At 64.6% G+C, this 22785-nt stretch carries 20 protein-coding genes; 5 read left to right on the forward strand and 15 right to left on the reverse strand.

Annotated features, from left to right (window positions below; all coding sequences use genetic code 11):
- Window positions 1-163: 163 nt before the first annotated feature.
- Both J9892_RS10995 and J9892_RS11000 read right to left on the reverse strand, forming a co-directional pair.
- Window positions 164-691 carry a hypothetical protein gene (locus J9892_RS10995; RefSeq protein ID WP_010676052.1) on the reverse strand — a complete coding sequence of 176 codons (528 nt, stop codon included), beginning with the start codon at window positions 689-691 and terminating at the stop codon, window positions 164-166.
- A gap of 123 nt (window positions 692-814) precedes the next feature.
- Window positions 815-1279, reverse strand: a complete 465-nt coding sequence (locus J9892_RS11000) for a thioesterase family protein (RefSeq protein ID WP_039039661.1) — start codon at window positions 1277-1279, stop codon at window positions 815-817.
- Between the two features lie 131 nt (window positions 1280-1410).
- Here J9892_RS11000 and recQ point away from each other — a divergent pair, with 131 nt between their 5' ends.
- Entirely contained in the window at window positions 1411-3246 is a 1836-nt protein-coding gene (gene recQ / locus J9892_RS11005) for an ATP-dependent DNA helicase RecQ (protein WP_039039660.1), read from the forward strand.
- A gap of 99 nt (window positions 3247-3345) precedes the next feature.
- Here the strand turns inward: recQ and J9892_RS11010 are convergent, their stop codons facing one another.
- Entirely contained in the window at window positions 3346-3648 is a 303-nt protein-coding gene (locus J9892_RS11010; protein ID WP_128272669.1) for a cytochrome c, read from the reverse strand.
- A 104-nt stretch (window positions 3649-3752) separates the two neighbouring features.
- Here J9892_RS11010 and J9892_RS11015 point away from each other — a divergent pair, with 104 nt between their 5' ends.
- The 3 genes from J9892_RS11015 (at window position 3753) to J9892_RS11025 (ending at window position 6297) form a co-directional block, all read left to right on the forward strand.
- Window positions 3753-5180, forward strand: coding sequence for a protein adenylyltransferase SelO (locus tag J9892_RS11015; RefSeq protein WP_161469567.1), 1428 nt, complete (start codon window positions 3753-3755; stop codon window positions 5178-5180).
- A gap of 10 nt (window positions 5181-5190) precedes the next feature.
- Entirely contained in the window at window positions 5191-5478 is a 288-nt protein-coding gene (locus tag J9892_RS11020; RefSeq protein ID WP_041211964.1) for a DUF3630 family protein, read from the forward strand.
- Window positions 5479-5622: 144 nt separating this feature from the next.
- Window positions 5623-6297 carry a 7-cyano-7-deazaguanine/7-aminomethyl-7-deazaguanine transporter gene (locus J9892_RS11025; RefSeq protein ID WP_103243904.1) on the forward strand — a complete coding sequence of 225 codons (675 nt, stop codon included), beginning with the start codon at window positions 5623-5625 and terminating at the stop codon, window positions 6295-6297.
- Window positions 6298-6568: 271 nt separating this feature from the next.
- Here the strand turns inward: J9892_RS11025 and rraA are convergent, their stop codons facing one another.
- From rraA to J9892_RS11085, 12 genes are all read right to left on the reverse strand, one after another.
- The gene (gene rraA / locus J9892_RS11030) at window positions 6569-7054 is read right to left on the reverse strand and encodes a ribonuclease E activity regulator RraA (RefSeq protein WP_010676045.1); all 486 of its coding nucleotides are present in this window, start codon (window positions 7052-7054) and stop codon (window positions 6569-6571) included.
- A gap of 154 nt (window positions 7055-7208) precedes the next feature.
- Window positions 7209-8633 carry a magnesium transporter gene (mgtE, locus tag J9892_RS11035; protein ID WP_043153452.1) on the reverse strand — a complete coding sequence of 475 codons (1425 nt, stop codon included), beginning with the start codon at window positions 8631-8633 and terminating at the stop codon, window positions 7209-7211.
- 132 nt (window positions 8634-8765) lie between these two features.
- Window positions 8766-10172, reverse strand: a complete 1407-nt coding sequence (gene cysG, locus J9892_RS11040) for a siroheme synthase CysG (RefSeq protein WP_043153455.1) — start codon at window positions 10170-10172, stop codon at window positions 8766-8768.
- Window positions 10173-10184: 12 nt separating this feature from the next.
- Window positions 10185-10997: a nitrite transporter NirC gene (gene nirC, locus J9892_RS11045; RefSeq protein ID WP_210538316.1), complete on the reverse strand. Its 813-nt coding sequence runs from the start codon at window positions 10995-10997 to the stop codon at window positions 10185-10187.
- Window positions 10998-11133: 136 nt separating this feature from the next.
- Complete coding sequence (gene nirD / locus J9892_RS11050) at window positions 11134-11451, reverse strand: nitrite reductase small subunit NirD (protein WP_043153488.1); 318 nt, start codon at window positions 11449-11451, stop codon at window positions 11134-11136.
- Complete coding sequence (nirB, locus tag J9892_RS11055; RefSeq protein WP_043153460.1) at window positions 11451-13997, reverse strand: nitrite reductase large subunit NirB; 2547 nt, start codon at window positions 13995-13997, stop codon at window positions 11451-11453. The genes nirD and nirB overlap by 1 nt, the downstream gene beginning before the upstream one ends.
- Window positions 13998-14292: 295 nt before the next feature.
- Window positions 14293-15393, reverse strand: coding sequence for an ABC transporter permease (locus J9892_RS11060; protein WP_210538317.1), 1101 nt, complete (start codon window positions 15391-15393; stop codon window positions 14293-14295).
- A gap of 3 nt (window positions 15394-15396) precedes the next feature.
- Complete coding sequence (locus J9892_RS11065) at window positions 15397-16506, reverse strand: ABC transporter permease (protein ID WP_210538318.1); 1110 nt, start codon at window positions 16504-16506, stop codon at window positions 15397-15399.
- Window positions 16503-18272, reverse strand: coding sequence for an ATP-binding cassette domain-containing protein (locus J9892_RS11070; RefSeq protein WP_210538319.1), 1770 nt, complete (start codon window positions 18270-18272; stop codon window positions 16503-16505). The genes J9892_RS11065 and J9892_RS11070 overlap by 4 nt, the downstream gene beginning before the upstream one ends.
- On the reverse strand, window positions 18269-19237 hold the full coding sequence (hlyD, locus tag J9892_RS11075; protein ID WP_210538320.1) for a secretion protein HlyD: 969 nt from the start codon (window positions 19235-19237) through the stop codon (window positions 18269-18271). The genes J9892_RS11070 and hlyD overlap by 4 nt, the downstream gene beginning before the upstream one ends.
- Before the next feature lie 85 nt (window positions 19238-19322).
- Entirely contained in the window at window positions 19323-19964 is a 642-nt protein-coding gene (locus J9892_RS11080; protein WP_043153473.1) for a helix-turn-helix domain-containing protein, read from the reverse strand.
- 272 nt (window positions 19965-20236) lie between these two features.
- Complete coding sequence (locus J9892_RS11085; RefSeq protein WP_210538321.1) at window positions 20237-21157, reverse strand: LysR family transcriptional regulator; 921 nt, start codon at window positions 21155-21157, stop codon at window positions 20237-20239.
- 168 nt (window positions 21158-21325) lie between these two features.
- On the opposite strand from J9892_RS11085, the gene J9892_RS11090 reads away from it, so the two are divergent.
- Window positions 21326-22750 (forward strand): MFS transporter, encoded by a 1425-nt coding sequence (locus J9892_RS11090; RefSeq protein WP_210538322.1) that lies wholly within the window; start codon window positions 21326-21328, stop codon window positions 22748-22750.
- Window positions 22751-22785: the final 35 nt, after the last annotated feature.

Raw genomic sequence — 22785 nt, forward strand, 5'->3', positions numbered from 1 at the left:
TCGATTGCTGCTCCTGCTCCGATCCCCCTCATTTGCCCAACTAAAAGGGCCACCGCTCGGTGGCCCCACTGGTGGAGTCTGATCCTGACTCCGGCACTCTAGATTGTGACAATCTCGTTATGGGTCTTGTCGATGGTGCCCTCCTTGCGCCCCAGGCGCTCATTCAGATATGCCAGTGTTGATGCCGCAATGCCTTGAAACCGTGTTGGGTTTGCAGGGCCGCATGCTTGGGGTACTCACTAATGAAATGTGCTATTCCCTCCATCAGTTGTGAACGCAGCGAAGACACGGGCTCATGCCAGGCTTGCAGGCAGAGATGACCAGGGATCAGCTGCTCTCGATACGCTTCCAGCAGTGATTCCGGCCAGGGCTCGATATGGGAATCGTGACGCAGTAAATAGTGGGCGGCGGGTTCACGGGCATAGATGAACTGAACTTGGGCCAGGTCGCGTTGGCTTAGCGTTTGGCTGCCGATATGGCAAGTCAGATATTTTCCCGTCTTCAGATTCAGGAAGTGACCGCGTTGCCGACAGGCAATGATGCGATACCAGGGCAGGGGTGAACAGAGAGAATACCCCTCCAGCTCCTGTTCCAACCAGTGACGGCACTCTGGGGTCTGCACTTCTTCACGCATGGCCTCAAGTCGTGTCAGCAAGGCTCTGGATGGTTGGGTAGCCAGTATCGCGCTCATCGTCTGCAATCCTCCCTCTGCACAGAATCCCGACTTTCAGTATGGACCCTGAGCGGAAGAGGGGGTGAGAATTCTAATGATTAAAATCAGCTTAGAAGCGCACTTTTTATGCAATAAAAACCGTTAGCCGACGAGGTAGGTCCCCGTGCCGAAGGCGATGTGAGTGCCCTCTTCGTTGTGCAGCTCCATGCGGGCGACCGCGACCTTGCTGCCTGCCCGGATGATGTGGGCGGTGGCGATGAACTCGTTGCCGCGACCGGGACGAAGATAGTCCACTCGCAGATCGATGGTGCCAAGCCGCGAGAAGCGCTCCTTGAGATAGCTGGGGGAGAAGTCCTCCAACTCGTCGATGCAGGAGGCGGCGACTATCATGCCGCCCGCCACATCGAGCAGGCTGGCGGTGACGCCGCCGTGCAGTATGTTGTGGAAAGGGTTGCCGATGAGCTTCTGTTCCATCTTGATGCGCAGCTCCACCTTGTCGAAGTCGTAGTGGGTGACTTGCATGCCGATCAGCTTGTTGAAGGGCATTTTTTCGGCGAACAGGTTGGCTATGCCACTGAGCGCCATCTTCTTGAGCATCTGTTTCATTCCTTCAGTCCGCCCTGTCATCAAAGCCGAGTAAAAACTCCAGCCAGTCTGCAACACTTCCTTAACACTCGCAATGGCAGGTTTATTGTGGGCGGCGGCTGCTTTAGAATGGCGACCCCAAAGGAGAGCCCATGACCGTCATTGCCGAAACCCTGCCTGACCCTCAGCCAGAGAATCCCCTTGCCCTGTTGCAGGCGGTGTTTGGCTATCAGCAGTTTCGGCCGGGCCAGCTCGAGATCATCGAGCAGATAGTGGCGGGGCGCGATGCCCTGGTGCTCAAACCCACCGGCGGCGGCAAGTCGCTTTGCTACCAGATCCCGGCGCTGCTGCGACCCGGGCTCGGTGTGGTGGTCTCCCCCCTCATCTCGCTGATGAAGGATCAGGTCGACACCCTGCGCGCCAACGGCGTGGCGGCGGTCTACATCAACTCGGCACTGAGCCGGGAAGAGATGATCCAGAACTTCGCCGCCATGCGCCGGGGCGAGATCAAGCTGGTTTATGTTTCCCCCGAGCGTTTGCTGCAGCACGAGTTCATGGACCGGTTGGCGGAGCTGCCCCTCGGCCTGTTCGCCATCGACGAGGCGCACTGCGTCTCCCAGTGGGGGCACGATTTTCGGCCGGAATACGCGGCGCTGGGACGGCTCAAGCAGTGGTTCCCCCAGGTGCCGGTGGTAGCGCTCACCGCCACCGCCGACGAGGCGACCCGCAGCGACATGCTGCACCGGCTGGAACTGAACGATCCCTTCATCCACACCGCCAGCTTCGATCGGCCCAATATCCGCTACAGCCTGGTGGAAAAGTTCAAGGCGGCGGAGCAGCTGCTGCGCTACGTGCAGAGCCAGAAGGGCAACTGCGGCATCGTCTACTGCTCCAGCCGCAACCGGGTGGAGGAGGTGGCCGAGCGGCTATCCCGTCACGGCTGCAAGGCGGCACCCTATCATGCCGGTCTGCCGCTGGAGCTGCGTCAGCAGACCCAGGAGGCCTTCCTCAAGGATGACATCGAGATCGTGGTGGCGACGGTGGCGTTCGGCATGGGCATCGACAAGCCCAACGTGCGCTTCGTGGTGCACTACGACATCCCGAAGAACATCGAATCCTACTATCAGGAAACCGGCCGTGCCGGGCGCGACGGCACCCCGGCCGAGGCGCTGCTGCTCTACGATCCCGCCGACATCGGTCGGGTGCGCCGGCTGCTCGACAACATCGAAAACCCACAGCAGTTGCAGGTGGAGCAGTACAAGCTCAACGTGATGGCGGCCTTCGCCGAGGCGCAGACTTGCCGCCGTCAGGTGCTGCTCAACTACTTCGGCGAGTACAACGACAAGCCGTGCGGCAACTGCGACATCTGCCTCGATCCGCCCCAGAGTTATGACGGCACCGAAGACGCCCAGAAAGCGCTCTCCTGCGTCTGGCGGGTGGGACAGAATTTCGGGGTGGGTTATGTGGTGGAGGTGCTGCGCGGATCGCTGAACCAGCGCATCAAGGATCACGGTCACGACAAGCTGTCGACCTACGGCATCGGCAAGGATCAGAGCCACGAATACTGGATGAGCGTCATCCGCCAGCTGATCCACAAGGGGTTGCTGACCCAGAACATCACCCGCAATCTGGTGTTGCAGCTGACCGAAGCGGCTCGACCCGTGCTGCGTGGCGAGATGAAGCTGGAACTGGCAGTCCCCCGCCTGCAGCCCATCTCCAGCCGCAAGGAGAAGCGCAACGGCCTGCTCGACAACGCCAATTATGACAAGCGGCTGTTCAAGGAACTGCGCGCCCTGCGCAAGCAGATCGCCGAGGATGAAGAGGTGCCGCCCTATGTGGTGTTCAACGATGCGACTCTGGTGGAGATGGCGCAGCTCATGCCGATGACCGAGGAGGAAATGCTGGCGGTCAACGGTGTCGGTCACCGCAAGCTGGAGCGCTTCGGTGAGGCCTTTATGGACCTGATCATCGACTACTGCCGCCGGTAGGGTCGGCCCTGGTAGACCTTGTCATCGACCGCAGCAGGCCCAGGCCGGTAGGCTGGCACAACAAACAGTGGAAAGGCGCCCGTTGGTCGGCGCCATGCATTATTTGAGGCTGGCGTAATAGGCCGCCAGATTCTCCATGTCCGCCTCGGTCAGCATCGCCATGAAGGGAACCATCAGTGGCTCGGTACGGGAACCCTCCTTGAACGCCTTCATCTGCTTGAGCAAATAGGCCTGGTTCTGGCCCGCGAGGTGGGGGTAGGTCGGGACGCTCGCCTTGCCATCCGCGCCATGACAGGCGGCACAGACCACGGATTTGGCCTTGCCTGCGTCTATGTCGGCCGCCTTGGCCTGATGGCCCCAGGCAAGCGCCAGCAGGGGCAGGGTATAGACCCACTTTTGCATCGTCTTCTCCTTGAAATGAATAATCGTGATCGCCTGTTAGCCTCGACGAGCCGACGGCGGTATAAAGAGTGACACGAGCATACGCAGGGACAACCCCCATCACCATGAAGTTGATCAACACTTTTGCCACCGAACTCCCCTGGGCTTGCGAGCCTGTTGCCCCGCAGCCGCTGCATGGCCCCAGATTGCTGCATCTGAACCGTGCGCTGCTTGGGGAGCTGGGGCTCGGGGAGGTGAGCGAGGCGCAGTGGCTCGCCTGTTGCGGCCAGGGGCAGCCCCTGCCGGGTATGCAGCCGGTGGCCCAGGTCTATGCGGGCCACCAGTTCGGCGGTTACAGCCCGCGCCTCGGGGATGGCCGCGCCCTGCTGCTGGGGGAGCAGCTGGCGCCGGATGGCAGCCGCTGGGACCTGCACCTCAAAGGGGCGGGCAAGACGCCATTCTCCCGCTTCGGCGACGGCCGTGCCGTGCTGCGATCCAGCATTCGCGAGTACCTGGCTTCCGAGGCGCTGCATGCCCTCGGCATTCCCACCACCCGGGCTCTGGTGCTGCTGGGCAGTGACGAGCCTGTCTACCGGGAGCAGGTGGAGAGCGGGGCGACCGTGCTGCGCACCGCGCCGAGCCATCTGCGCTTCGGTCATTTCGAGTATTTCGCCTGGAGCGGGCAGGGGGAGAAGATCCCGGCCCTCATCGACTATGTGCGGCGTTACCACTTCCCCGAGCTGGCCGATGGCGCCGAGCTGTTTGCCGAAGTAGTGCGCCGCACCGCGCGGCTCATCGCCAAGTGGCAGGCGGCGGGGTTCTGTCACGGGGTGATGAACACCGACAACATGTCCCTGCTCGGGCTGACCCTGGATTACGGCCCCTACGGTTTCATCGACGCTTATGTGCCGGACTTCGTCTGCAACCACTCGGATCCGGATGGTCGCTATGCGCTGGATCAGCAGCCTGCGGTCGGATACTGGAACCTGCAGAAGCTGGCACAGGCGCTGGCCGGCCATGTGGATGGCGACGCGCTCGCGTCGGCCCTGGCCCAGTACGAGCACCAGCTGATGTTGCACTACTCCGAGCTGATGCGCGCCAAGCTGGGGCTGGCGGTGTGGGAAGAGGAGGATCCGGCGCTGTTCCGCGAGTTGTTCCGGCTGCTGGCGGCGCACAAGGTGGATTACCACCTCTTCCTGCGACGTCTCGGTGAGGTGACGCGAGAGGGAGCGTGGCCCGCCAGCCTGCTGGCGCTGCTGCTGGAGCCTGCCGCTTGGCAAGGGTGGCTTGAGGCCTATCGGGCGCGCCTCGCCCGGGAAGGGAGCGAGGATGGCGTGCGCAAGGGGCAGATGGATGCAGTCAATCCCAAGTATGTGCTGCGCAACGCGCTGGCCCAGCAGGTGATCGAGGCGGCAGAGCAGGGCGACATGGCGCCGTTCGAGCGGCTGTTTGCGGCCCTGCAGCATCCCTATGATGAGCAACCGGCATACGAGGATCTCGCCACTCCGCATCCGGGCTGGTATTGCGGGGGCGAGCTCTCGTGCAGCAGTTGAGGAACCACAGATGAACTGGCGTATCACGCAGACAGACAGGGAAGCCGGGGTGGTGATGCTGACCTGCCCGGGCCTTGACTGGGACAGCTTCCCGACCTTGGCCGAGGCCCTGTTGCAGGAGTGGGAGCTGGCAGCCCTCGAGCGGGAGTGGGGGGCGGATCGCCACAGCTGGCTGCTGGAGTTTGAAGGCAGCCGCTTTCGGCTCGAGTACGAGCATTACAGCGGCTGCTGGCTGGCGGCGGTGCAGCCGGACGACGCGGAGGCGCTGCTCTGGCTGGCTCGGCAGTCCCGGGAGTGAGCTTTGCGTGCGATGCGAGTCAATCCCTTGAGATAACCGCATAAAGATTGAACTATCAATTTTGGGGCGTATAATCTCGCCCCTTGATTATCGCCATGGTGGCGATATGGGTTCCCTAACCCCATTAACCAAAAAGGTCACAATATGAACCTGACTCCGGCTCAGTACCAGACGGCACTGATGCGTCTCTCGTTGTTCCACATCCTGATCATTGCCAGCAGCAACTACCTGGTGCAGCTGCCGATCACCATCTTTGGCTTCCACACCACCTGGGGTGCCTTCAGCTTCCCGTTCATTTTCCTGGCCACCGATCTGACGGTGCGGATCTTCGGCGCCGGCCTGGCGCGCAAGATCATCCAGACCGTGATGCTGCCGGCATTGACCGTGTCCTACGTGCTCTCGGTGCTCTTCTTCGAAGGGAGCTTCCAGGGGGTGGGCAATCTGGCAGAGTTCAATCTCTTTGTTGCCCGGATCGCGTTAGCCAGCTTTATGGCCTATCTGGTGGGCCAGTTCATGGATGTGGTGGTGTTCAACCGCCTGCGCCTGCTGAAAGCCTGGTGGGTGGCACCGGCGGCCTCCACCCTGTTCGGCAATCTGGTGGATACCATCGCCTTCTTCAGCATCGCCTTCTGGCGCAGCGCGGATCCCTTCATGGCCGAGCACTGGGTCGAGATCGCGACCGTGGATTACGTATTCAAGTTACTGATAAGTATGGGGTTGTTTGTGCCGCTTTACGGTGTGCTGCTGCGCTATCTCAGCCGCAAGCTGGTGGGGGAGGCCGGATTGGCTGGCCTGCAAGCTGCTACGCGACAAGCCTGACGAGATTGACCACCCCCATGGGTGGTCAATTTTTTTGCGATCTTCGCAAATAAGGCTTGCACAGTTAAATGAGAATGATTATTGTTACCTTGTTTTCCGGGAAAGACTTCATTCGTTCCAACGTGATGGGCTTCTTGTGAAGGCACGACATTGCTCACATTGCTTCCAGTTAAGGGGCCAGTAGTTTACTGGCCCTCTTTTTTTGCGTCTTTTCCGCCATCAGCGGGCATAAAAAATGGGAGCCAGGGCTCCCATTTTCACTCAGCGCTGTTTACTCGATGTCGAGGGCATCGGGGGAGAGGATCACCCCAGTGGTATCGGCATAGAGGTGGTCATCCGGCAGGAAGGTGACGCCGCCGAAGTTGACCGGCAGATCGGTTTCCCCGATATCCTTGCTGTCGGCGCCCACCGGAATGGCCGCCAGGGCCTGAATGCCGATGTCGAGATCTTCCAGGATATCGACCTCACGGACGCAACCGTAGCAGACGATCCCTTCCCACTCATTTTCCGCCGCCGTGGTGGCGATCTCGCTGTCGATCAGGGCACGACGCATGGAGCCGCCACCGTCGATCAACAGCACGCGACCAACGCCGTTCTCCTTGACCAGTTCACGGATAAGACCGTTCGATTCGAAGCACTTGACCGTGGTGATGACGCCGCCGAAAGAGGCGCGGCCGCCGAAGGAGCAGAGCATGGGTTCGAGCACATCCACCATGTCCTGATAGATGTCGCACAGTTCTGAAGTGTTGTATTCCATTGTGTCAGATCCACCGCTGGAAACAGGTGGATCCAGTATAAGGAGTGGGGTTGGCATTTCAACGACTATTCCTTGCCCAGTGGCGTGAAATGCCGTTTTTGCGCGAAAGCGGCCCCGTGTCATGGCAGGAGCCGCAGACGGTCAGCCTTGGGCCCTAGAGCAGGAACAGGGTCGCCAGCCCCAGGAAGATGAAGAAGCCGCCGGTGTCGGTGATGGCGGTGATCATCACGCTGGCCCCCACCGCCGGGTCGCGCCCCAGCCGACTCATGGTCATGGGGATGATGACCCCCATCAGCGCCGCCACCAGCAGGTTGAGGATCATGGCGAGCGTCATCACGCCTCCCAGCGCCGCATCCTGATAGAGTAGGAAGGTGGCGATGCCCATGATGCCGCCCCACACCAGGCCGTTGATCAGGGCCACCCCCAGCTCGCGCCACAGCAGGAAGGAGACGTTGCCGGTCTGGATATGCTGCAGCGCCAGCGCCCGCACTATCATGGTGATGGTCTGGTTGCCGGTGTTGCCGCCGATCCCCGCGACGATGGGCATCAGCGCCGCCAGCGCCACCAGCTGGGAGATGGTGTGCTCGAACAGGCCGATCACCCGCGATGCAACGAAGGCGGTGCAGAGGTTGATGGCGAGCCAGGCCCAGCGGGTCTTGACCGCCTTGGAGACGGGGGCGAAGACGTCTTCTTCCTCGCTGATCCCCCCCATGCGGCGCAGGTCGGTGTCGCTCTCCTCATAGACCAGGTCCACCACCTCGGCGACGGTGAGCCGGCCCATCAGCTTGCCCCTTGCATCCACCACGGCGGCGGAGACCAGGTCGTCCCGCTCGAAGGTGCGGGCGGCGGCCTCGTCGTTGTCTTCCGGATCGAAGGTGACCGGATCCTTCTCCATCGCGTCGCTCACCAGGGTCTCGGGCTTGTGCAGCAGCACGGCGGTGAGGGGCAGCTCCCCCTGCAGCCGGTTGCGCCGATCGGTGACGAACAGCTTGTCGGTGTTGGCGGGGATCTGGCCGCGCAGGCGCAGATAGCGCTGGACGGTGGCCAGGGTCACGTCGGGCCGCACCGTGATGAGCTCGAAGTCCATCATGGCGCCGACCGTGTGCTTGCCGTAGCGGATCACCTCCCGCACCTTGTCCCTGTCCACCGGCGCCATGGAGGTGAGCAGCCGCCCCATCAGGTTGCGGGGAAGGTGCTGGCCCAGGTAGATCTGGTCGTCGATGTCGAGGGTGCTCAGGGCGTGCAGCAGCTCCTTGTCGCTCATGCCGCTGATGAGGCTGTCCCACACCGTCTCCGACGCTTCCACCAGGATCTGGCCGTGCTTGTCTGCATCCACCTGCTGCCACAGCACGTGGCGCTCGTCCGGCGGCAGGGATTCCAGCGCATCGGCGATATCGGCGGCGGGCAGGCTGTTGACCAGCCGGGTCAGCTCGCTGGTCTGGTCCCGAAGCGCTGCGTCCTGCTCCCCTTGCGGGTCGAGCAGGCTCTCGGTGAGGGCATCATCAGCCAGCAGCAGCGTGAGGATGCGGGCTCTGTCGTGTTCACGCTGTTTGGCGCTGTTCTTGGGGGGGAGGGACATGAAGCAGAATTCCTGAATTCGGTGATCCGGCGGACAGTCCCCATAGGATACCAGACTCAAAACAAGAGGTTATGACAGTAAATGCAGAAAAAGAAACGCCACCCGAGGGTGGCGTTGGAATGGATGCAGCGATCAGGCCGAAGCCAGGGCCGCGTCTGTGGCGCCTCCTTGCCCGAACCAGGCGAGCTGGTCCGCTAGGGTCACCACAGATCCCACCATGATGAGGGCCGGGCTCTCGACCCCCACCGCCAGCGCGGGCAACTGATCGAGGGTACCGCGAATGACCCGCTGGCTTGGCTGGGTGCCGCGCTCGATTAGCGCCACCGGGGTGTGGCCCGCCTTGCCGTGGGCCAGCAGTTGCTCGCGGATGGTGGCGCAGGATGAGAGCCCCATATAGAACACCAGCGTCTGTTTGTCCTTGGCCAGCAGCGGCCAGTCGAGATCCCGGGCGCCCCCCTTGCCGTGGGCGGTGACGAAGCGGACGCTCTGGGCGTGGTCGCGGTGGGTCAGCGGAATACCGGCGTAGGCCGCGCAGCCGCTGGCAGCGGTGATCCCCGGCACCACCTGAAAACCGATGCCGCTGCCGACCAGCGTCTCCAGCTCCTCGCCACCACGGCCGAAGATAAAGGGGTCACCCCCCTTCAGCCGCACCACCCGCTGGCCCTTCTTCGCCTCTTCCAGCAAGAGCTGGTTGATCCCCTCCTGCGGTACGCAGTGGTTGCCCGCCTGCTTGCCGACGAAGATGCGCTTGGCGTCGCGGCGCACCAGTGCCATCACCTCGTCCGAGACCAGCCGGTCATAGACCACCACGTCGGCCTGCTGCATCTGGCGCAGGGCGTGCAGGGTGAGCAGACCCGGATCGCCGGGGCCAGCCCCCACCAGCACCACTTCGCCACCGGTCTGGCTTTCATCGGCAAACAGGTTGTCGGCCAGCTGATTGGCAGAGGCGCTATCGCCCCGTGCCAGCGCCTGACCGAGCCGATCCGCCCCGAGCAGCCGTTCCCAGAAGCGGCGCCGCTCGCCCATGTTGGCGAAGCGGGCCTTGACCCGCTCCCGCAGGCTGCCGGCGAAGGCCGCGACGGCACCCAGATGCTGCGGCAGCAGGGCTTCGAGTTTTTCCCGCAGCAAGCGGGCCAGCACCGGGGCCTTGCCGCCGGAGGAGATGGCCACCATCAGCGGCGAGCGGTCGATGATCGACGGCATGATGAAGCTGGAGCGTTTCGGGTCATCCACCACGTTGGCAAAGATCCGCGCCTGATTGGCGCTCTGGTAGACCAGGGCGTTCACCTCGCGCCGATCGGTGGCGGCCACCACCAGCCACTTGCCCGCCAGTTGCTGCGGCGCGAATTCACCGGCCAGCCACTCGATGCTCCCGTTGGCAGCCAGCTCCGCCAGCTCTGGGTCGAGATCGGGCGCGACCACGGTGAGCTGGGCACCGGCATCCAGCAGCAGGCGCGCCTTGCGCTCCGCCACCTCGCCGCCGCCGACCAGCAGCACGGGTTTGTTGTCGAGTCGGCAAAAGATGGGCAAGTAGTCCATGGGGCCTCCGGATCAGGCGGTTCGGGTCTGGTTGGCGGTGCTGGTGGTCTCGCTCACCGCGACCGGGCGCTCAGCCTTGGGAGTGGCATACCAGTAGCCGAGGCCCATGAAGAGGGCACCGGAGACGGTGTTGCCCAGGGTCACCCACAGCAGGTTGTGGCCGATGCCGCCCAGGGTGTAGGCCTCGGAATGGGCACCGAACCAGGAGAGGGCGAACAGGGTCATGTTGGCGATGGAGTGCTCGTAGCCGGAGGCGATAAAGGCCAGCAGACACCACCAGATGGCGATGAACTTGGCGGCCCCTTCGGTGCGCAGCGCCATCCAGATGGCGAGGCAGACCAGCCAGTTGCACAGCACGCCCTTCATGAACAGGGTCAAGGCAGGTGCCTGGGTCTTGGCCAGCGCCACCTTGTGGGCCAGACTGCCCGCATCCGGTAGCAGGCTGCCGCCGTAGGAGTAGATGAGCGCCACCACAATGGAGCCAATCAGGTTGCCGGCCCAGGTCTGCGGCAGGATACGCAGCAGGTCGGCCATGGTGATCTTGCCCGTCTTCACCCCGAAGGTGAGGAACATGGTGTGGCCGGTGAACAGCTCGGAGCCGGCGATGACAACTAAGGTCAGGGCGATGCCGAAGGTGGCCCCCATCACCAGCGGACGGATGGCGGGATCCACCAGGTTGCCCAGGGTGAAGATGAGGATGATGCCAAGGCCAACATAGGCCCCCGCCATGGCCGAGCTGAGCCAGAAGCCGAGCTTGTCGCTGCGCTCGAAGCGATTGATGCGGGCCGCGTTGGCGGCGCACTTGTTGATGGTTTCGGTATACATCTTTGTTTCCTTCAAGAGGGCCGCCCGCGGGCAGCCCTGACTGTTTTTTAACCCCCTCCCTGCCTCCCCCTTGTCAAGGGGGAGGGGCTTTTTGCTCCCTCCCCTGTGAAGGGGAGGGCCGGGGTGGGATCTGGTGTTAGACGGCGACCCAGACCTGCTGGTCGCGCACTTCAACGGGGTAGCTCTGCACCGACATGACGGGGTTGTCGAAACAGTGGCCGTCGCTCAGGCGAAAGCGCTGCTTCTTGAGCGGGCTGGCGACCCAGAGCTCGCCGTCGTGCTCGCAGATCAGGCCCCGCGACAGCACGTTGGCGGCGAAGAAGGGGTCCCGGTTGTCGATGGCGAACACCTCGGCCGCCGCGCTCGGGCGGAACAGGGCGATCTGGCGACCTTCGATCAGGGCGCAAACCCCGGTGCCTGGGAAAATGTCATTGAGTTGGCAGGCTAATTTCATCATTTGGTCTCCACCTCGATCTGGTAGACGGGGATGCGCTCGGCCGGGGTCGCCGGTCGGTGCTGGTCGCGTTCGCTGACGAACTGAACGTCCGGGTCGCGCTTGTCGCTGTTGATGAAGTGGCTGAAGCGCTTGAGTGCTTCCTCTTCGTTGAGGGTGCGCGACCATTCGCACTCGTAGCTGTCGATGAGGGTCTGGATATCGCGCTCCAGGGTGTCGGCCAGCCCCAGCTTGTCGTCGACGATCACTTCGCGCAGGTAGTCGACGCCCCCTTCCAGATTGCCGAGCCAGACCGAGGTGCGCTGCAGTTTGTCGGCGCTGGTGACGTAGAACATCATAAAGCGGTCGATCAGCTTGATGAGGGTCTCGCGGTCGAGGTCAGACGCCAGCAGGTCGGCGTGGCGCGGCTTCATGCCACCGTTGCCGCCCACATAGAGGTTCCAGCCCGCATCGGTGGCGATGATGCCAACGTCCTTGCCCTGCGCTTCCGCACACTCGCGGGTACAGCCGGAGACGCCGAACTTCATCTTGTGCGGGGTGCGAATCCCCTTGTAGCGGTTCTCGAGGAAGACCCCGAGGCCGACGCTGTCCTGCACGCCGAAGCGGCACCAGGTGCTGCCGACGCAGGTTTTGGCCATGCGCAGCGCCTTGGCGTAGGCCTGACCGGTCTCGAATCCGGCTGCCAGCAGCTTGCGCCAGATGGCGGGCAGATCATCCTTCTGGGCCCCGAACAGGCCGATGCGCTGGGCGCCGGTGATCTTGGTGTAGAGCTTGTAGTCGCGGGCCACTTCGGCCACCGCCAGCAGCCCCTCCGGAGTCACTTCGCCACCGGCCATGCGCGGGATGACGGAGTAGCTGCCGTCTTTTTGCATGTTGCCGAGGAAGATATCGTTGGTGTCCTGCAGCGGGATGTTGCGCGGGCTCAGCACATGCTCGTTCCAGCAGGAGGCGAGGATGGAGCCGACGGTCGGTTTGCACACCTCGCAGCCATAGCCTTGGCCATGCTTGGCCAGCAGTTCGTCGAAGCTCTTGATCCCCTCCACCTTGACCAGATGGAACAGCTCCTGACGGGAGTGGGGGAAGTGGGCGCAGAGGTGGTTGTTGACCTCGATGCCCTGCTTCACCAGCTCGGCGTTGAGCACCTGACTGATGAGCGGCACGCAGCCGCCGCAGCCGGTACCGGCCTTGGTGTGCTGCTTGATGGCGGCAAGGGTGGTGTGGCCCTCGGCCACCGCCTTGGCGATGTCACCCTTGGAGACGTCGAAGCAGGAGCAGATCTGGGCGCTCTCCGGCAGGGCATCCACCCCCAGCGTCGGCTTGGCACCGGCGTAGGCGGGCAGGATCAGAGTATCCGGGTGGCTCGGCAGCGGCAGGGCGTTGAGCATCATCTGCAGCAGGTTGCCGTAATCTTCCACGTCACCCACCAGCACGGCGCCGAGCAATCGGCTGTTGTCTTCGCTCACCACGATCTTCTTGTAGACGCCGGCTTGATCGTCCTGAAACACATAGCTGTGGCTGCCCGGAGTGCGGCCGTGGGCATCACCGATGGAGCCGACGGAGACGCCGAGCAGCTTGAGCTTGGCGCTCATGTCCGCCCCTTCGAAGCGGCTGTCTCCGCCCTGCAGATGGTCGACGGTGATCTGGGCCATCTTGTAGCCCGGTGCCACCAGCCCGAAGAAGCGGCCCTGCCAGGCGGCGCACTCGCCGATGGCATAGATGTCGGGGTCTGAGGTGAGGCAGTGATCGTCGATGACGATGCCGCCGCGCTCGGCGATGGCGAGATCACCGTAGCGGCCCAGGGTATCTTGCGGTCGAATGCCGGTGGAGAAGACCACCACGTCCACTTCCAGCTGGCTGCCGTCAGCAAAGGCGAGGCGGTGTTTCGCCTGCTCGCCGCCATGCATCAGGATTTCGCTGGTGCTCTTGCTGGTGTGTACCTGCACCCCCATGGATTCAATCTTGCGGCGCAGCAGCTGGCCGCCCTGACCGTCGAGCTGCTCGGCCATCAGCACAGGAGCAAACTCCACCACGTGGGTTTCGAGACCCAGCGCCTTGAGGGCACCGGCGGCTTCGAGGCCAAGCAGACCGCCCCCGATCACCACCCCGCTCTTGCCGCTCCTGGCGGCGCTGCGAATGGCTTTCAGATCCTCGATGGTGCGATAGACGAAGCACTCGTGGTGCTGGCTGCCCTGGATGGGCGGCACCCAGGGGTAGGAGCCGGTGGCCAGCACCAGCTTGTCGTACCCGACCACAGTGCCCTTGTTGGAGTGCACTTCGCGGTTGGCCCTGTCGATTTTTTTCACCGCTTCGCCGAGCAGCAGGCGGATGCCGTGCTTGTCGTAGAAGCCGGGTTTGACGAGGGAGAGATCTTCGCTGGTGTGATGGGAGAAATAGGAGGAGAGATGGACGCGATCGTAGGCGGGACGGGGTTCTGCACCGAAGACGGTGATCTCGTAGCGGCCCGGGTCGGCCCGCTCGATCAGCTCTTCGATGAAGCGGTGCCCCACCATGCCGTTGCCCACAACGACCAGTCTGACTTTGCTCATAGTTGCCTCAAGTTTGGAGTAATAAAACATCATTCTGGGGCTAGGCTACCCAGTCGGCAGGGGTGGGCGATTGATGCAAATCAAGTGTCTATTTATATATCTCCTCAGGGGTAATTCGAGAAAATTCAACACTATACAAAAATAGGTATACCAGTTAATGATTTCTGGGCTGGCTCGGGGTGAGGGATGGTGGAGGGAAAGCCCGGTTTACCCACGGCCGGGGAGTGAAAACTTATGTCGGAAAAAGGCCGGTCTCGCACTGGCGAGACCGGCATCAGCTGATCAAGGCGGCGCGTCAGGCGATATGGCGGCGGAACATGGCGAGCGCCAGCGACAGGGTGACGCCGGCGATGGCGAGCAGCGGCCAGAGCAGGGGCCAGGCGGCCGACCAGTCGAACCCCTTGAGGAAGACCCCCTTGAGCAGCACGATGAAGTGGGTGAGAGGGTCGATGGCAGCCAGCCACTGGAACACCTGCGGCATGTTCTCCACCGGTGAGATGTAGCCCGAGAGGATCACCGCCGGGACGGTGAAGGAGAAGACCCCGAGAAACGCCTGCTGCTGGGTCGAGCAGAACGACGAGATGAAGAGCCCGATCCCGGCCAGTGCCAGCCCGTAGCAGACCATGCCCGCCATCAGCAGGCTGAGGCTGCCGGCAAAGGGAAGGTGAAAGACAAAACGGGCGGCCAGCGCGACTATGCACCCTTGTCCCACCGCCACCAGGATGCCGGGCACCGCCTTGCCCGCCATGATCCAGCCTGCGGTGAGGGGGGAAACCAGCAGCTGATCGAAGGTGCCCTCTTCTCGCTCCCGCGCGACCGAGAGGGCGGTGACGATAAGACAGCCGGTGGTGGTGATGATGGCCACCAGGGCCGGCAGGATATGCCAGTGGAACTCGATATTGGGGTTGTAGAGGTTGCGCACCGCGAGGGTCGGCGGCGCCTTGCCTGCGTTCCCTTCTTCATTCTGCCAGCGGGCGATCACCTGACTGATGTAGCCCGCCGCCACCTGACCGCCGTTGGAGCGGCGGCCGTCGATGATCAGCTGCACCTTGGCCGGTTCGCCCCGCGCCAGCCGGCGTGAAAAATCCCCCGGAATAATCAGCCCGAGCAGTGCCTGTTGCCCGGTGATGGCCTCGGTCATGCCCGCCTCGCCTTGCACCGGGATGATGGTGGTAAAGGCGGGCATATGGGTGAGGCGTTCCAGCAGCTCGCGGCTCTGGGCGCCGCCATCCTGGTTGTAGATGGCCAGCGTGTTGCCGGTCACCTCCAGAGTGGCGGCGAACGGGAAGAGGGCGGTTTGCAGCAGCACCGGCATGATGAGCAGAAAGCGCCCCTGGGTATTGCCCATCAGGGCCTGCAGCTCTTTTCGGATCAGCCACCAGAGTCGGATCAGCATGGGTTACTCCAGAGTGCGCCGCGTCTTGCGGGCGGTCAGGGCCAGCCAGAAACCGGCCAGCAGCAGCAGACAGAAACCGTTGACCAGCAGGATCGAGAAGACGCTACCCGCCTGATAGAGGGTCTGCAGCGAGCTTGCGAAGTAACGGGCTGGAATGAGGTGGGTGATGGCCCGTAGCAGCGGTGGCATGCTGGCGATCTCGAACACGAAGCCCGACAGCATCACGGCGGGCAGAAAGGCGGCGATCAGCGCTGCCTGCGCGGCGTTGAACTGGCTGCGCATCACGGTAGAGAGGAACAGCCCGAGCCCGAGGGCGCTGCCGAGAAAGACGCTGGTGACCAGAAAGAGCAGCAGCAGGGAGCCGCGCCACGGCACCGCCATCACCGCCACCGAGAAGAGCAGGCAGAGCAGCATGGCGATGATGCCAAGGCCATAGTAGGGCAGCAGCTTGGAGAGCAGCAGCTCCCCCTTGGTGACCGGGGTGGCGAGCAGCGCCTCCATGGTGCCGCGCTCCCACTCCCGCGCCACCACCAGCGAGGTGAGCAGGGCCCCAATGATGGTCATCACCACCGCAATGGAGCCCGGCACCAGAAAGTTTCGGCTCACCAGCGCCGGGTTGAACCAGGCGCGGCTCTCTATCGACACCTGCATGGCGACCCCCTCGCCAGCGAGCCACCCCTGCCAGATCCCCTGCACATAGTTGGTGACGAAGTTGGCGGTGTTGGGCTCGGAGCCGTCGGTCAGCAGCAGCGCCTGCGGCGTGCCATTGCCCTGACCGGCCATGGCGCGGGAGAAGCCGTCGTCGATCACCAGCAGGCCGCGGATCTCGCCACGGGCCAGACTGGCGAGCAGGGACTCCTTGCTCGGGCCGCTGTGGATCTCCAGCGCGGTAGAGCCGCGCAGGGCCTGCTCCAGCCGCACCGCCGGGGCGCCGCTATCGGTACGCCAGATGCCGAGGCGCAGGTGGTCCACATCCAGATTGATGGCGTAACCCATTACCACCAGCAGTACTACCGGCATGATGAAGGCGATGAGGATGCTGCTCGGGTCACGGACGATTTGCAGCGTCTCCTTGCGGCAGAGGGCCAGCAGTCGCCGACGGTTGATGCTCATGCGTCCTCCTCGCTGGCCCGCTCGACCAGGGTGATAAAGGCCTCTTCCATTGTTGGCAAAGAACAGGTCGGCAAGGAGCCGGTTGGCAAAGAGGTCGCTGCCTCTTTGGCTGCCAGCCCCTTGAGATCGTCCGGGGTGCCGAGCGCCAGCAGCTTGCCGCGATAGATGAGGGCAATGCGGTCGCAATACTCCGCCTCATCCATAAAGTGGGTGGTGACCAGCACGGTGACGCCGTGGTCGGCCAGCGCGTTGATGTGCGACCAGAACTCGCGCCGGGTTACCGGATCGACCCCGGAGGTGGGCTCGTCGAGAAACAGCAGCGGTGGCTCGTGCAGCAGGGCGCAGGCCAGCGATAAGCGCTGGCGCAGGCCGAGTGGCAGGGATTCCGCCTTCTGATCGAGCCAGGGGGTGAGGGCAAAGGCAGTCACCATGGCATCGATCCGCGTCTGCTGGTGGCGGCCGAACAGGCCGTAGATACCGGCGAAGAAGGCGAGGTTCTGGGCCACGGTGAGCTGCTTGTAGAGGGAGAACTTCTGCGCCATGTAGCCGAGGCGCTGGCGTGCCGCCGAGGGGCTATGAGCCAGATCGATGCCGGTCACCAGCGCCTGCCCCTCGCTCGGGCGCAGCAGACCGCACTCCATCTTGAAGGTGGTGGACTTGCCCGCCCCGTTGGGGCCGAGCAGGCCGAAGATCTCGCCGCGGCGCACCGCAAAGCTGACATCATCGGTGGCGGCAAAATCGCCGAAGCGCTTGGTGAGGTGGCGCGCCTCGATCACCGCTTCGGGGGAGACCCCCTGCGGCAGTTCGGCTTCCCGCATCCCGGCTGCCAGACTCGACTCCCCGCCGGGGCCGCCGCCGAGCAGGTCGATAAAGGCATCCTCCAGCCGGGGCTGGGCCGGTTGAAAGGCGCCGTTGGCGAGATGCAGCTCTGCCAGCGGTGGGGGCGTCATGCCCGGGTGCAGCAGCAGGCGCACCCGCTCCCCCGCCACCGCGCCGTCCATCACTGCTGGGTGGGCCAGTGCCCGGCGCAGCAGGGCGCGTCGCTCGCGGCCATCCAGTTGCCCCGCCTCCAGCAGCCAGCAGCGGCTGGCCATGGCCCCCATCAGATCGGCCGGCGTGCCGCTGGTGCGCACCTCGCCATCCGCCATCAGCAGCACGTGGTCGCACAGCTCCGCCTCATCGAGATAGGCGGTACTCCAGAGCACCGTCATCCCCCCTTTTGCCAGCTCGCGCACCATCTGCCAGAGGGCGCGGCGGGAGATGGGATCGACCCCGACCCCGGGTTCGTCGAGCAGCAGCACATCCGGGGTGCCGAGCAGGGCGCAGGCCAACCCGAGCTTCTGTTTCATCCCGCCAGAGAGCTTGCCTGCCGGTCGCGCGGTGAAGCGGGCGAGGTCGGTGAAGGCGAGCAGCCGCGCGAAGGTGGGCGTGCGTTCGGGCTCCAGTACGCCGCGCAGGTCGGCATAGAGGGTGAGGTTCTCCAGCACGCTGAGATCCTCATAGAGGCCGAACTGCTGGGGCATGTAGCCGAGGCGCTGACGCAACAGATCCCCCTCGCTCACCGGATCCAGCCCCAGCACCCGGATGGTGCCCGCTTCTGGGATCAGCAGACCGGCCAGCAGGCGCAGCAAAGTGCTCTTGCCCGCGCCGTCGGGGCCGACTAGCCCGGTGATGCCGCCAGCCGGAATGGTGGCCGAGATGGCGTTGAGGGCGACCCGCTCACCAAAGCGTTTGGTGAGCCCCTCAAGGGAGATGGCGCTGTTCATGGAACCAGCCTGACGGTGACCGGCATCCCTTGGCGCAGGGCCGGGTCGGGATCCTGCACCACGATGCGCAGCCGGTAGACGAGGTGAGTGCGCAAGTCAGGCGTCTCCACCGATTTCGGGGTGAACTCGGCGGTCGGCGAGACAAAGCCCACCACCCCGTGATAGGGCTGATCAGGCCGCGAGTCGGTGGTGAGGGTCACTTTGGCGCCGCTCGGGAAGTGGCCGAGCCAGGGCTCCTCCACATAGGCGCGCACCCAGACTGGCGCGGTCAGGGAGAGGTTGAAGGCGGTCGCTCCGCTCTGCACCATGCTGCCATTCTCGACGGCGCGGCTGATGATGATACCATCGCTGGGGGCGGTCAGATTGGCATCCGCCAGCGCCAGTTCGGCACTGGCGAGCGCCGCTTTGGCCCCTTCCAGCTGGGCATCGGACTGGGCGATTTCCTCCGGGCGATAGCCGGTTTCGAGCTGGGCGAGCTGTTCGCGGGCCGAGCGCACCTGCGCCTGGGTCTGATCCCGCTGGGAGCGGGCGGTATCGAGCTGACCGCGGGAGATAGCGCCGGTGGCGGCCAATGCGCTCTGGCGGCGCCACTGCTGGTCGGCCTCCAGTGCAGCGGCTTCGGCGGCGGCAAGTGCGGCCCGGGCGCGGTCGGTCTCTTCGCTGCGATAGCCTTTGTGGATCAGGGCGTTGGCGGCAGTGAGTGCAGCCAGATTGGCGCGGGCGCTGTCGCGGCTGTGGGTGAGGGGAGCCGGATCGAGGCGGGCCAGCAGTTGACCGGCTTTTACGCTATCCCCCTCATCGACCAGCACCTGATCGACGCGGCCGCCGACCCGAAAGGCCAGATTGACGTCGCGAATATCGACGTTGCCGTAGAGGATGGAGCCGTCGGCCGGGCGCCCCTGCCACCAGAGGTAGCCACCGATAACGGTTAGCAGCAGGGCCACGATTGCAATGCGTTGTTTCATGCTGCTTCTCCTTGAGGATGGCTCTGCAGCCAGAGGTCACCACCGAGAACGGCCAGCAGCAGAGCTAGCATCGCGATGCGTTGTTTCATGCCGTTTCTCCTTCTTTCATGTCGGTGGGGCGCAGGCCGCGCAGTGCCCATACCAGCCGCTGTCTGGCGGCCTCGGGGTTGTCTATCTGGCTGAGAAAGGGGGCGGCCTCTTCGGGCAGCCAGCCGAGCTGACGACCGCTGCCTGCGATCACCAGCGGCAGGCCGACCGACCCCATGATGAAGATCATCAGCTGGAGCGGGTGACCGGCGACCAGCGACCCTTCCGCCTGTGCCATCCGTACCTGCTCGATCAGCAGCAGGGGGTGACGGCGCGGCAGGCTGAGCAGAAAGCGCTGGGCCGCCCCTTCACCCGCCAGGGCATCGCCAAACAGGTGGTTGATGAAGCCGCGCTGGCGCGCCACCAGCCCGATCAGCGCCTCCATGGTGGCCTCGAACATGGCGATGGCAGAGGGGTAGGAGCCTTTGGCTGCCACGGCCTTGAGCTCGTCATAGAGGGGGGCGTACCAGAGCTCCACCAGCTCGTCGATAAAGGCGTCGCGGTTGCCGAAGTGGTAGACGAAGGAGCCGAGGTTCACCTCGGCCGCCGCCGCCAGCTCGCGCACCGTCAGGCCGCGCAGCCCCTTATCAGTGGCGATGGCGAGGCCGGTATCGAGCAGTTTCTGACGGGTGGGGTGCATCTGGCTGGTGCTCCTGGTGTATGCATTTTGTACGCAATTATACGACCCTATAAAAAATGCGGAAGCGGGCGACAGGATCTTTTTGCCCGCAATGTGATCCGCCCCGCTCTGAGGGGCCGTGATCCCCGTCCGGCAGGGGGAAGGATCCACCGCTTGTGCCCAAGCCTCAGGCATGTCGGTGTGATGGGGTGGTGACAGGCGCTTCAGGCCCCGGGTGCGGGCGCCCGGGCCACAAGGGGCCTGTGATGGAGCCGGGCGCTGCCTGACCCGGATCAGGGGGTGTCGGTGGCCCCGGTGTGATAGGGGGGCCGGGCGCAGGTGTCCCGTATCAGGGCGCGCAGCCAGCGGTGGCCCGGATCGGCATCCTGACTGGGGTGCCAGAGCAGGGCGACCCGGATCCCTGGCAGAGTGAAGGGCAGGGGCAGGGTGACCAGATCGCCGAGCAGGCTGGCGCAGTGCAGGTGCGGCACCGTCGCCACCAGATTGCTCTCCCTGACCAGGGCCAGTGCCGTTGCAAACCCGGGAACCAGGGTGGTGATGGTGCGCCGCCTCCCCTGGCCTGCGAGAATTTCGTCGATGGGGCTGTGAGGCTGGCCCCGGCGGGAGACCAGCACGTGGCGCGCGGCGGCATAGCGCGCCACGGTCAGGGTGCCGTCGCAGAGGGGGTGGTCCGGGTGCACCACGGCGACGAAGTGGTCCTGGAACAGGGCCTGAGTGCGCAGCTCAGGGGCCGTGGTGGTGCCGATGACCCCGGTCTCGAAGTCCAGCTCGCCACGGCGCAGGGGGCCGCTCTCCTTGTCGGGTTTGGCCAGAAAGTGCAGCCGCACCCCGGGGGCCTCGACGGCGAGGCGCGCCAGCAGGGCGGGGCCTACCGCCTCCACGAAGCCGTCGCTGGATCGCAGGCGGAAGGTGCGCTCCAGGCTCGCCGGGTCTACTTCCTGCTGGGGGCGCAGCACGGCCCGGGTCTCCTGAACCAGGCGGGCAACCTCATCCCGCAGGATCTGCGCCCGGGGGGTGGGGATCAGGCCGCGTCCCGCCCGCACCAGCAGCGGATCCCCCGTGGTCTCCCGCAGCCTTGCCAGGGCCCGGCTCATGGCGGAAGCACTCAGGCCTAGCCGTCTGGCGGCGCCCGCCACACTGCCCTCTTCCAGCAGGGCATCCAGGGTGATCAGCAGGTTGAAATCCGGGGTCATGGTCGTCTCCTCGCAGGCGGCGCCTGACGGGCCGACCCCTTCATGATACGCGAGTTGCCATCTCTTCATATGGCGTCTGGTGCAACTATAAGCTGCAAATCGTGCATCTTCCGCCTTGTCACTACCCCCGCTAGCCTGGGTGCATCATCACTTGCCGGAGAGACTGCCATGTCCACACCACTTCTTGTTTCCCCTCCCGTGACGCGCCGTCTTGGTCTCGCGGGGCTCGGGCTCGCCACCCTGCTACCCATGCTGGCGGGCAGCATGGCCAACCTGGTGCTGCCTGCCCTGGGGCAGGACTTCGGCGTGCCCTTCGCCAGCCTGCAATGGGTGCTGGTGGCCTACCTGCTTGGGATCACCAGTCTGACGGTGGTGGCGGGTCGGCTCGGGGATCGTCTGGGGCGGCGTCGCCTGCTGCTCTGGGGGACCGGGGTCTTTGCGCTGGCTTCCCTGCTGTGCGCCCTGGCCCCTTCCATCGGCTGGCTCATTGCCGCTCGCACCCTGCAAGGGGCGGGTGCGGCCTGCATGCTGGTGCTCTCGCTGGCCATGGCAGGAGAGCTGGTGCCGCCAGCCCGACGGGGCTGGAGCATGGGATTGCTCGGCACCCTGTCGGCCTGCGGCACGGCGCTCGGCCCCTCCTTCGGCGGCCTGTTGATCGGCGGATTTGGCTGGCAGGCACCCTTCCTGCTGCTGCTCCCCCTGGCGTTGCTGGCACTGGGGTGTGCCTGGCGGGATCTGCCCCGGGATGAGGCGGGCTCTGCCGAGGGAAGCCTCCCGCTCACCAGTCTGTTGCTGCTGGTGACGGCGCTGCTCTGCTACGGGCTGGCACTGACCCGGGGCAGCCCGCTCGGAGCCTGGCCGGGGATAGGGGCGCTCGTCGCCATGGCGCTCTTCGTACGTGCCGACTCGGGCGCCCGTCGCCCCCTGCTGCCCCTGGCGTTGCTGGGGGCGTCCAGGCAAAGAGGCGGGATCATCGCCAGTGCGCTGGTGGCCAGCGTCATGGTGGCGACGCTGCTGATCGGTCCTTTCTACCTGCACGGCGCCTTTGCCCTCGACATGGGGACGGTGGGGCTGATGATCTCCATGGGCCCGCTGCTGGCGGCGCTGTCCGGCATGCCCGCCGGCTGGCTGGTGGACAGGGTGGGGGCGAACCCTGTGGTGCGCCTCGGCCTGGGACTCATGGTGGTGGCCGCCGTCTTGCTGGCTCTCCTGGACTGGGCGCTCGGGCCCCTCGGCTACCTGCTGCCCATCCTGCTGCTCACCGCCGGTTATGCCCTGTTCCAGACCGCCAACAACAGCGCCGTGGTGGGGGAGGCGGAGGGGGCGAGCCGTGGCGCCGTGGCCGGGCTGCTGACCCTGTCGCGCAACCTGGGCCAGCTGACGGGGGCGGCGGGGCTGGGGGGCCTGTTCGCCGCCCTGGTAGGGCGGCCCGATCTCGCCCTCGCGACGGCGGACGAGCTGGCGTTTGCCACCCGGGTCACCTTCGCCCTGACGGCCTTGCTGCTGATGAGTGCGCTCTGGTTGGCGGGAAGGGAGGAGCGTGCCGTGCAGGGTGATGTGGCCCGGGACTGCTGCGAGTCGGGAGAACGCTGAAAACGAAGACGCCTCCACAGGGGAGGCGTCTTGCT

The sequence above is a fragment of the Aeromonas sp. Prich7-2 genome (assembly GCF_017939255.1).
GTDB classification, from domain to species: domain Bacteria; phylum Pseudomonadota; class Gammaproteobacteria; order Enterobacterales; family Aeromonadaceae; genus Aeromonas; species Aeromonas caviae.